Annotated in this window: 15 protein-coding genes; 13 read left to right on the top strand and 2 right to left on the bottom strand. The window is 43.2% G+C overall.

Annotated elements, in window-relative coordinates:
* On the bottom strand, positions 1 to 184 hold a 184-nt coding region (locus Q7J27_00545; protein ID MDO9527629.1), incomplete at its 3' end, for a hypothetical protein.
* 305 nt (positions 185 to 489) lie between these two features.
* Positions 490 to 687 (bottom strand): hypothetical protein, encoded by a 198-nt coding sequence (locus tag Q7J27_00540; GenBank protein ID MDO9527628.1) that lies wholly within the window; start codon positions 685 to 687, stop codon positions 490 to 492.
* Positions 688 to 1,403: 716 nt separating this feature from the next.
* On the opposite strand from Q7J27_00540, the gene Q7J27_00535 reads away from it, so the two are divergent.
* The 13 genes from Q7J27_00535 to Q7J27_00475 form a co-directional block, all read left to right on the top strand.
* On the top strand, positions 1,404 to 1,601 hold the full coding sequence (locus Q7J27_00535) for a hypothetical protein (GenBank protein MDO9527627.1): 198 nt from the start codon (positions 1,404 to 1,406) through the stop codon (positions 1,599 to 1,601).
* A gap of 178 nt (positions 1,602 to 1,779) precedes the next feature.
* Positions 1,780 to 2,652 (top strand): hypothetical protein, encoded by an 873-nt coding sequence (locus Q7J27_00530; protein ID MDO9527626.1) that lies wholly within the window; start codon positions 1,780 to 1,782, stop codon positions 2,650 to 2,652.
* 38 nt (positions 2,653 to 2,690) lie between these two features.
* On the top strand, positions 2,691 to 2,927 hold the full coding sequence (locus tag Q7J27_00525; protein MDO9527625.1) for a DUF551 domain-containing protein: 237 nt from the start codon (positions 2,691 to 2,693) through the stop codon (positions 2,925 to 2,927).
* Positions 2,924 to 3,235, top strand: a complete 312-nt coding sequence (locus Q7J27_00520; GenBank protein ID MDO9527624.1) for a DUF1064 domain-containing protein — start codon at positions 2,924 to 2,926, stop codon at positions 3,233 to 3,235. Before Q7J27_00525 ends, Q7J27_00520 begins: the two co-directional genes overlap by 4 nt.
* 289 nt (positions 3,236 to 3,524) lie before the next feature.
* Entirely contained in the window at positions 3,525 to 3,728 is a 204-nt protein-coding gene (locus tag Q7J27_00515) for a hypothetical protein (protein MDO9527623.1), read from the top strand.
* Between the two features lie 10 nt (positions 3,729 to 3,738).
* Positions 3,739 to 3,981 carry a hypothetical protein gene (locus Q7J27_00510; protein MDO9527622.1) on the top strand — a complete coding sequence of 81 codons (243 nt, stop codon included), beginning with the start codon at positions 3,739 to 3,741 and terminating at the stop codon, positions 3,979 to 3,981.
* Positions 3,981 to 4,184, top strand: coding sequence for a hypothetical protein (locus tag Q7J27_00505; protein ID MDO9527621.1), 204 nt, complete (start codon positions 3,981 to 3,983; stop codon positions 4,182 to 4,184). Before Q7J27_00510 ends, Q7J27_00505 begins: the two co-directional genes overlap by 1 nt.
* 9 nt (positions 4,185 to 4,193) lie before the next feature.
* Positions 4,194 to 4,478, top strand: a complete 285-nt coding sequence (locus tag Q7J27_00500; protein ID MDO9527620.1) for a hypothetical protein — start codon at positions 4,194 to 4,196, stop codon at positions 4,476 to 4,478.
* Between the two features lie 9 nt (positions 4,479 to 4,487).
* Positions 4,488 to 4,658, top strand: coding sequence for a hypothetical protein (locus Q7J27_00495; GenBank protein ID MDO9527619.1), 171 nt, complete (start codon positions 4,488 to 4,490; stop codon positions 4,656 to 4,658).
* Positions 4,659 to 4,796: 138 nt separating this feature from the next.
* On the top strand, positions 4,797 to 5,837 hold the full coding sequence (locus tag Q7J27_00490) for a hypothetical protein (protein ID MDO9527618.1): 1,041 nt from the start codon (positions 4,797 to 4,799) through the stop codon (positions 5,835 to 5,837).
* A gap of 67 nt (positions 5,838 to 5,904) precedes the next feature.
* Complete coding sequence (locus Q7J27_00485) at positions 5,905 to 6,141, top strand: hypothetical protein (protein ID MDO9527617.1); 237 nt, start codon at positions 5,905 to 5,907, stop codon at positions 6,139 to 6,141.
* A complete protein-coding gene (locus Q7J27_00480) occupies positions 6,138 to 7,796 on the top strand; it encodes a DNA methyltransferase (GenBank protein MDO9527616.1) in 1,659 nt (552 codons plus the stop codon). Before Q7J27_00485 ends, Q7J27_00480 begins: the two co-directional genes overlap by 4 nt.
* 715 nt (positions 7,797 to 8,511) lie before the next feature.
* Positions 8,512 to 8,817, top strand: a 306-nt coding sequence (locus tag Q7J27_00475; protein MDO9527615.1) for a hypothetical protein, incomplete at its 3' end; no start/stop codon positions are given.

Below are 8,817 nucleotides of genomic sequence, written 5' to 3'. Positions count from 1 at the left end.
ATCCGTCAATATACAGCACGGAGATTATCTGCTTAACTACACCCCAAAGACGGGCCTTATTAAAAAACACTCGTCTCTGTCTGTCAGCATCAGAATGTGTCACGACATCTACGCCCACTGTGGCGATCCTCGCCAAAGCTTTTTCAACTGCTAACATTTGTTCTTTGGTGAAATATTCTCCCATGACCTCCTCCTTTATTGTGGGGACTGACCGTAGCCAGCCCCCGCCACTATTTTGTCCTACTACTACCTTGCCGCTCGCTTTTAGGAAGCGTAACCAAGTCTAAATCCGTTATCACCTCCCTTCATTCTTCCTTTCTTTAATGGGGAAGGCAGGATTGGCTACCTGCTGGACTGCCCAATTTAAGCCGACTCCGTCCTTATATCAGGGCTGGTACTTTCTTATGGCACCCTGAAATGTGTGTAATCACTTTAGCGTTTCTCGCCAGCTTCCCCCCTCAAAAACTTGTTAATAGCTAACCTTGGGCGTTATCTGTAATGATCATATCTGTACTGATCATAATTGTCCCGCTCTGCCTGTTCTCTTATATACTCTTCTCGTTCTCTGTAGGCTTCTCTTTGACTCCTATCACATTCGGGTTTGCCACATGATTCTATTTCACCAAAAGCGTCGTAAATGCCTAATTCTTCCCCACACCAGTGACAATGTTGCATTCTCTTTGCCATATCCCCTCCTTAAAACCAAGATGATCATTCAATCAACCCGACGCCGAGATCGGGCTGAGGTTTTCCGCTTGTCCGTTACGGCGCGGGTTATTTTTTAGCGTTATGCCTGATTATAAAGAGCCGTAGGTTGTAGGCACTCGCGGCAGAAATAAATAGCTACGGCGCAGCAATCATGCAACCAATATCCACCCTTCCCCTCGTTAGGGTGTAAGTCCGCTACCATTTCTTTTGCTGTTTCGGCAAATTCTTCCCTAATAGTAAACCCATGTCGGGCTTCTCCGTTACACCGGCAACATTTTGTTGTAGCAGGAAAATCAGTCTGATAAGTTTCCGTTAATCCTGATTGTCCTATAAATCCTCTTAGCATTTTTGCCTCCTTTTTTCAATAGCTGGCTCCGGGTACTATCTTAAATAAGTGTCATGCGTTATAGTAGGTGCACTAAACCTTGTACATTTAAATGACACATTCCAGAGCCAGCCAAGTTCAAAGATCGTTTCCTCGTTCCGCTACCCTCTCACCGTACATTGCAACATTCGCCATAGCGAGTTGACTTGGTATAAATGATTGAGTGTCCCAAACATATACAAAGGGAATTTGTTTGTCAAGTCTTTTTTTTGATACATCCCAACTTTCTTTCATTTTCTCGATAAATCACACACTTAAATAGAATAATATTTTTGTTGACAGTAGGATAAAATGATGCTATTTTACCGCCATGAAGATAAATACTAAACTAATTCAATCTGAAATGAACCGGCGGGGCTTGACACTTGATAAGCTGGGTGCCATGTGCAAGCCGAAGTATAAAACGAGGCAGGCGGTGGAGTTGGCTATTAAACAAGCCAAGACATTGAGGGTAATAACGAGGATAGCTAAAGCCCTTGATTTACCACCGAGGGACTTGATTATTTAAGGGGAGGCGTAGAAGATGAGACACATCCTAATCATCATTTTTGTCCTAATCCCCTCTTGCCTGTCAATCCCCTTTTGGGATAACGCCCTACACGATACATATCTACGCAACTACCACGGGCAGAACATAGCCATTTATACAGACTTCAGTCATTTTTTGAGACCATGCGGGGAAAGATGTGAGCTATAAATTGCGTATATTATCATTAGGTGCAGGCGTTCAATCCAGTACAATTTTGTTAATGGCGTGCAAGGGTGAGTTGCCGAAGCCGGATGCGGCTATCTTTGCTGATACTGGATGGGAAACAGCGGTAACCTATATGCATCTTGAATGGTTGAAGATAGAAGCCGGGAAGCATGGGATACCTGTTATTGTGGTGGATAGTGGTAATCTAAAGGATAAGCTGTTAGAATCTCATAATTTTATTGGCCCATGTGATAAGAAAAGAATGGGAAGTATTCCGTTTTTTACCAAGCAAACCAACGGAAATGTTGGTATGTTAAGACGACAATGCACCGCAGACCACAAAATAGTTCCTATTAAAAAACAGATTCGGAAAATGCTTGGTCTGAAGCCAAAACAATGGGCACCAAAAGATTGCGTGGAACAATGGATAGGAATTTCAACCGATGAAGCACAGAGAATGTTTACAAGAAAAAGAGATAGAATGGCGGTTATGAGGTTCCCTCTTTTGGAATGGAAGCCGATGTCGAGAATGGACTGCATGAAGTGGTTACATGAGAATTATAATATTGTTGTGCCGAAAAGCTCTTGTGTTGGTTGTCCGTATCACTCACAGAATGAATGGAGAAATTTAAGCAGCAATGAATTTACAGATGCTTGCAACTTCGATGAAGCGACCCGGCGCAAGGGTGGTATTCGGGGAGACTTGTTTTTGCATAGGTCTTGTATGCCATTATCCGAAGTTGATTTAAGAACACCAGAAGAACGAGGACAGCAGATATTTGACTTTTATAAGAATGATAAGCTCAATTTATTTCTCAATAATATTTCGATACATTCCAACGATATGGGGGAGTATGTTATTTGAAGAGATGAGACTTTGCTGGAGATAGAGGAGCAAAAGAAATGAATTGGATCAACATAAAAGATGAACTACCAACAGACCAGCAAGAAGTAGTCTACTATTTCAAACCTCTTGGTGTATTTAGGGGAAAATATAAGAAAGTAGAAAATGATGAATTTGCGGTAGGTGCTGTATTTGATTGTTTTTACGGTGACAGGGGATATCTTTGTGACGACGTAACACACTGGATGCCTGATCGGGAAGGCGAACTACCAGAACCACCGGAGGAGGGTAAGTGAAAAACTTTCATCTGCACAAATTTAAAGCAATTCCAACAGAACTTGACGGAATTAAGTTCCAGTCAAAGAAAGAAGCTGGATATTATCAAAAATTGAAGATGTTTCAGAAACTTGGAGAGCTCGTTTTCTTTTTGAGACAAGTCCCATTCGATCTTCCGGGTAATGTGAAATATCGGGTTGATTTTCAAGAGTTTTGGAGAGACGGCACGGTTCATTTTGTAGATGTTAAGGGATTTCGAACCCCTGAATATATAATGAAAAAGAAGATGGTTGAAGCCCTATACCCGGTAACGATTGAGGAAGCATGATACTAAAACCGATCAGAATTAAAAGCAAAAAGTATCAGGATTGGATTAAAAAACAAGCCTGCTTGTGTGGGAATGGTGACTGCTTTGGCGATATAGTTTGTCATCACACTAAGACAGTGGGGGCCGGGGGCTCTGATTATTTGGGTATTCCGCTGTGTGCCGAACATCATACAGGAAGAACTGGAGTACACCAAATGGGGATAGACACATTTCAGGGCTATCACAATATAGACTTTCGAGATGAAATCATAAAACTATTAAGCGGTTATTTAAAAGAACTGGAGGCAAGATGAAAAACGAAAACAGAGCATTTGAGTTTGAAGCATTGGTGGCCGAAGGCCAAGTAATTGCCATTGAGGTACAGGGAATGAGATTTGAAAATGAGCAACGCATGGCCTTAGGTCAAAGCATGGCCTATGTAGAAGATTCGTTCCTCATCAAAGCAAATGAAATGAGGCTGATTATCGACAAGTTAAGGGGTTTGAAAGGTTAATGGAGGCAAAATGAAAACAGAAGCCAAGTTAAACGCCCTGATTGAAGCGGTAAAAGACAATCTTTCAGGAAAGGTTGTCTGTGACAGCATGTTTAGATGTGAGGGGTGGGAAACTTTCCCGGGGAACGAGTCTGATCGGTTCTGTATGCATTGCGGTCGTGAGAGGACATGGAGGGACAAACCCGCAACATCTCCCGGGACTCCCAAATACTACGCCACTGCCAGCTCAACAAAAAATCCGGAGGTAGAGTAATGTATCCACTAAGAGCTAAAATAGTAGACATGTGTGGGCTTGAATACAAGGTTGGGAAGTATCTCGCCAATACCCCAGAAGAAAGTAAACCACATATCGGGAAAGAAGGGTTAGCTGAAAAGATTGATGGCCGTGTACGAATAACCCTTGATGATGGCAATGTGATTTACGGTGATAAGTGTTGGTGGATAATGATGGAATAAGGTGGAATAATGGACATATTACAAACCAAGAAAATTAAGACAAGAAAGCCTCACCAATGCCTTACATGTCTTAGAAAATTTGAGGCTGGTACAGAGATGATTACTCAAACCATTGTTAATAATAGAAAAATTTATGTAATTTGGTATTGTGAAACATGCGACCAACTTACTGCCGAGTTTGAAGATTCATTTCTTGATAACGACAACCTGTTCCAAGAGGGATGTGTTTGTGAAACTATGTCAGGATTTGGAGTTGACACTCCCGAAGAACTCTTAGAATTATTTAACAGATAAGGAGGAATAATGGAAGGAAAAAACCTAAGAGCACTACTTGACAATTTTCCAGATGACCCACCAGACCCCCGTGACGAAAGAATTGCACAACTCGAAGCGATCCGCGAAGGTCTTGAACGTGAAAACGAACTGTGGAAGGATCGGTGCGAGAGGGTAGAGAGGGGAGAGCATAAGAGTTGAAACACATCGACCTTTTTTCGGGTATAGGCGGCTTCGCATTAGCCGCAAGATGGGCGGGGATTGAGACAGTTCAGTTTGTTGAAATAGATAAATTTTGCCAGAAGGTTTTGGCGAAGAACTTTAAGGGAGTACCGATACATGATGACATCAAGACTTTTACCTACACCACAAGAGAGCGATTATATTCAAAAGAAAACGAGCGAGAGCTGGAAGAAAAAAGGTGCGGTGAATTTCACATTGGCGAACCCCGAATTAATGAGCGACCTTTTATCCTCACAGGCGGATTCCCCTGCCAACCCTTCAGTTGTGCTGGAAAGCGAAAAGGAACGGGAGATGACCGCCACCTCTGGCCGTATATGCTACGAGTCATTCAAGAGACAAATCCCGAATGGATTATTGGTGAAAATGTCGGAGGTATTGTTAACATCAAGAACATGGAACAGCAAGATAGTGAAACTGACATGGAAGATGAAACCTTTGCTGGAGGAGAAGATTGTGGAACGACAAGCGTCCTTATTTCAATCCTCGATGACCTCGAAGCGTGTGGCTATTCCGTCCAAATATTTATTATTCCAGCTTGCGCCGTTAACGCCCCGCACAGAAGGGATAGGGTGTGGATTATCGGACAGCTACAACCATCCTTTATTGCCAACTCCGAAAGCAAACGAAATCGAAATGAATGCACAACAATTTCACGGAGTGAATCGAATAGCGAAAGATGGAAGGGAGTGGGGAGCAAACATTGCGACAGCAATAACATCGTTACCGCTTATGCTCAAAACCCCGTCAACAGTAGAATGCGAGGGCGGAATAATGGAAATCCGTCCGGGAGTGAACGCTCATTACAAGTTGAGAGACCAGATTGCGATGCTCCCGACACCAACAGGACAGGATGTGGAACACCCGCAAGCGGAACTGACGGAAACGGGCAGACGGTTATCAAAAAACAATACGAGCCACAGTATGAACATAGCGGACAAGATTGCCATGCTGCCGACACCGGCGGCGAGGGATTACAAGGGTGCGAACCCGGACAACCCATACGATTGTCTGGACAGCCTGATCGAAGTGGGAGCGACAAAGAACCAGACTGGTCAAAAAACTGGCTTGAAGTTGCAACCCGCCTTTGTCGAGTGGATGATGGGGTACCCCGAAAACTGGACAGAGTTAACAGATTGAAGGCTTTGGGAAATGCGATAGTGCCGCAAATCGCTTTTGAAATCATGATGGCAATTAAGGGGCAAACGTGAAGGATAAACCAGCAACCGAATGGTTCCAGGATCATCTCGACAAATACAAAAACGACTACTGCCCCCTCTGCCAAACCGTAAAAGTTAAACGTGTACGATACTATATGCCCGGCAAGTCACAGGCATTAAAGAGATTTAAAGATGTTTCTATTGATTACGAATTGGACGCCGGGGAAAGTTTAATCTCCGTGTATTGTCCGAAGTGTTTGATTGTGTTTGCTGAGGAGAAATGAAGCCAATTTACGACCATGCAGGAATTTCAATCTTTTGTGGCCATGCCCCGGAAGTTTTGAAAAACATGGAAGCTGAATCAATACAGCTGTGCGTGACGAGTCCTCCGTATTGGGGATTGAGGGATTACGATTTACCACCTGTGATTTGGGATGCCAAAGAGGGGTGCGTGCATGAGTGGATTGACAACACTTATGTTCGTAACACAGACTTAACGGCAGGTATTAAACAAAAAACAAATGTTGGAGCAATCGGCAGAGACGAACCTGTTAACAATTCATTCTGCCACCTTTGCGGCGCCTGGCTTGGATGCCTCGGGCTTGAACCTACTCCTGAATTATATGTCAAACATCTTGTGCAAATCTTCCGTGAAGTCCGACGAGTGCTTAAAAAGGACGGTACGTTATTTTTAAACCTCGGAGATTCGTATTTTGGAAGCGGAGGCGCGCACACCCCTGATCATGCTAATCCGGGTTTGAGTAAATCGGCTTCTCGTGGAGGTGTACAACGTGTAAATGCTTATGACACTTCCGACAAAGAACCTGAAGATTATCAAGGTCGTGATTCTCTTTGCGAAAGTCTTTGTGATGTGTGTCGCAAGGCTTATCTGATTGGCAAATCTCGCAATGGTGATTTGCCCGTTCCCATGCAAGCTCTTTTACCTTCCGAGACCAACCACGAGCATAAGGAATTACAGACCGACCGTTTTCCCACATCGGGTTCATTGATCCTGGCAGCCCACACCTTAAACGCCATTCCTGATTCTGCGAATTTAAAAGACCACGAAGACGAGCAGCCTCTTTCATTTCAGGAGTCCATGACAGGCTTATCTTTTGTGCAACATCAGGATTTGTGCTTGCAGAAGGATAATCATGCTTCCTGCCCATTGTGCGGACAGACATCAACGCCCTGTGTGCGGGGGTACGGATGTAGGCAGGATTGCACTTTCGGCACTGATTCGCCTTCGGGTGCATCAATCCTTGACAGGTTGGACAAATCTTCTTCTTACTTGGCATACCCTAATTTAACCACCCCGTCCCGAAATGTCAAGTTAAACCTTAAGCCCAAAGACCTAATCGGCATACCCTGGCGTGTTGCCTTTGCCCTCCAAGCGGACGGTTGGTGGCTCCGGGCTGATATTATATGGGCGAAGCCGAACCCCATGCCCGAATCAGTAACGGACAGGCCGACAAAAAGCCATGAGTATATATTTCTTATGAGCAAGAATGGGAAGTATTTTTATGATGCGGAGGCGATAAAAGAAGAACTCCAAGAGTCAAGCATTAAAAGGAATCAATCGGGATGGAATGGAAATCAGGAAAGGGGATATGTGAACGGCACACAAAATCACATGAGTAAATATTTGGGATCCGATAAGGCAAAACAGGAAACACACCGCAACAAACGCTCCGTCTGGACAGTAGCCACCAAGCCCTATAAAGAGGCCCATTTTGCCGTATTCCCTGCTGCCTTAATAACTCCATGTATTGAAGCTGGAAGTAAAATAGGGGATACTGTACTTGACCCATTTGGTGGAAGTATGACAACTGCTTATGTAGCTAAAAAACTAAACCGGAACGCAGTAATGATTGAATTGAATGAGAAATATATAAAAATGGGGATTAAAAGACTGTCTCAAGAGGTACTGCAATTTTAAGCATACAGGTCTGGATTTTTAAACTCGGTATAGAAATCAAGCGATCACAGCTGCGTTCCGTGATTACGTTTTGGATAGCTATGGACGGGAAAGTGGTCAGGAATTGGAAGCGTAGGGTGAGGAAAATAAATCGAAATAAGTGTTGCAATGCGGGTAAATAGGTTTTATGGTGGTGGTAGGGTAAGCAACGATGATAAATTTAACTTTAAATTTTAAAAGGAATTCAATAGCGGGCGCCGGACTTCCGGCAAGGGCTTCATCACCCTTTACCCTGCCTGCTGTTGAGTTCCTTTTTTTGGTTAAGGTACAGTAAATGCATCGGGGATATATCAAGGTTTGGCGTAAAACTCTGGAATCAGACATGTATAGGTCTTTAACATCTATCCAGAGAGATATATTTTTTGCGCTACTTTTGCTTGTAAATCATGCACCAAAAACGTGGGAGTGGGGTGGTAAAACATTCACCTGTGAACCTGGTCAATTTATAACATCACTGGACAGTATAAAGAACCTCTGTGCTAAAAAAGTGACAATCAGAAATACCCGAACTGCGCTCGACAAATTTGCTAAGTGGCAATTTCTAACAAGTGAATCGACAAAGACTGGAAGGTTAATAACCATATTAAACTGGGACACTTATCAAACACACGACAAACAAAACGACAAACAAAACGACAAACAGGTGACAAAGCACCGACAAACAGGTGACAAACAGGTGACAACTAACAAGAATGATAAGAATGTAAAGAATGATAAGAATAAAAGATTTATAATACCCACTATTGAAGAAATATCTATTTATTGTGAAGAAAGAAAAAATCAAGTCAACCCACAAATGTTTATTGATCACTATAAAAGCAACGGCTGGATGGTTGGCAAAAATAAAATGAAAGACTGGAAAGCAACAATAAGAACGTGGGAACAAAGAGATTATGGGGGTCAACATGGAAAAACTGGGAGCGATTATAAAACAAATTGGGAGCGAGAACAAGACATGGAAGCCGAGGCAATCAACAGGGAA

The organism is Syntrophales bacterium (assembly GCA_030655775.1).
Lineage (GTDB): Bacteria > Desulfobacterota > Syntrophia > Syntrophales > JADFWA01 > JAUSPI01.
The sequence above is the reverse complement of the archived record's forward strand: the minus strand, read 5'-3'. Positions and strand labels throughout refer to the sequence as shown.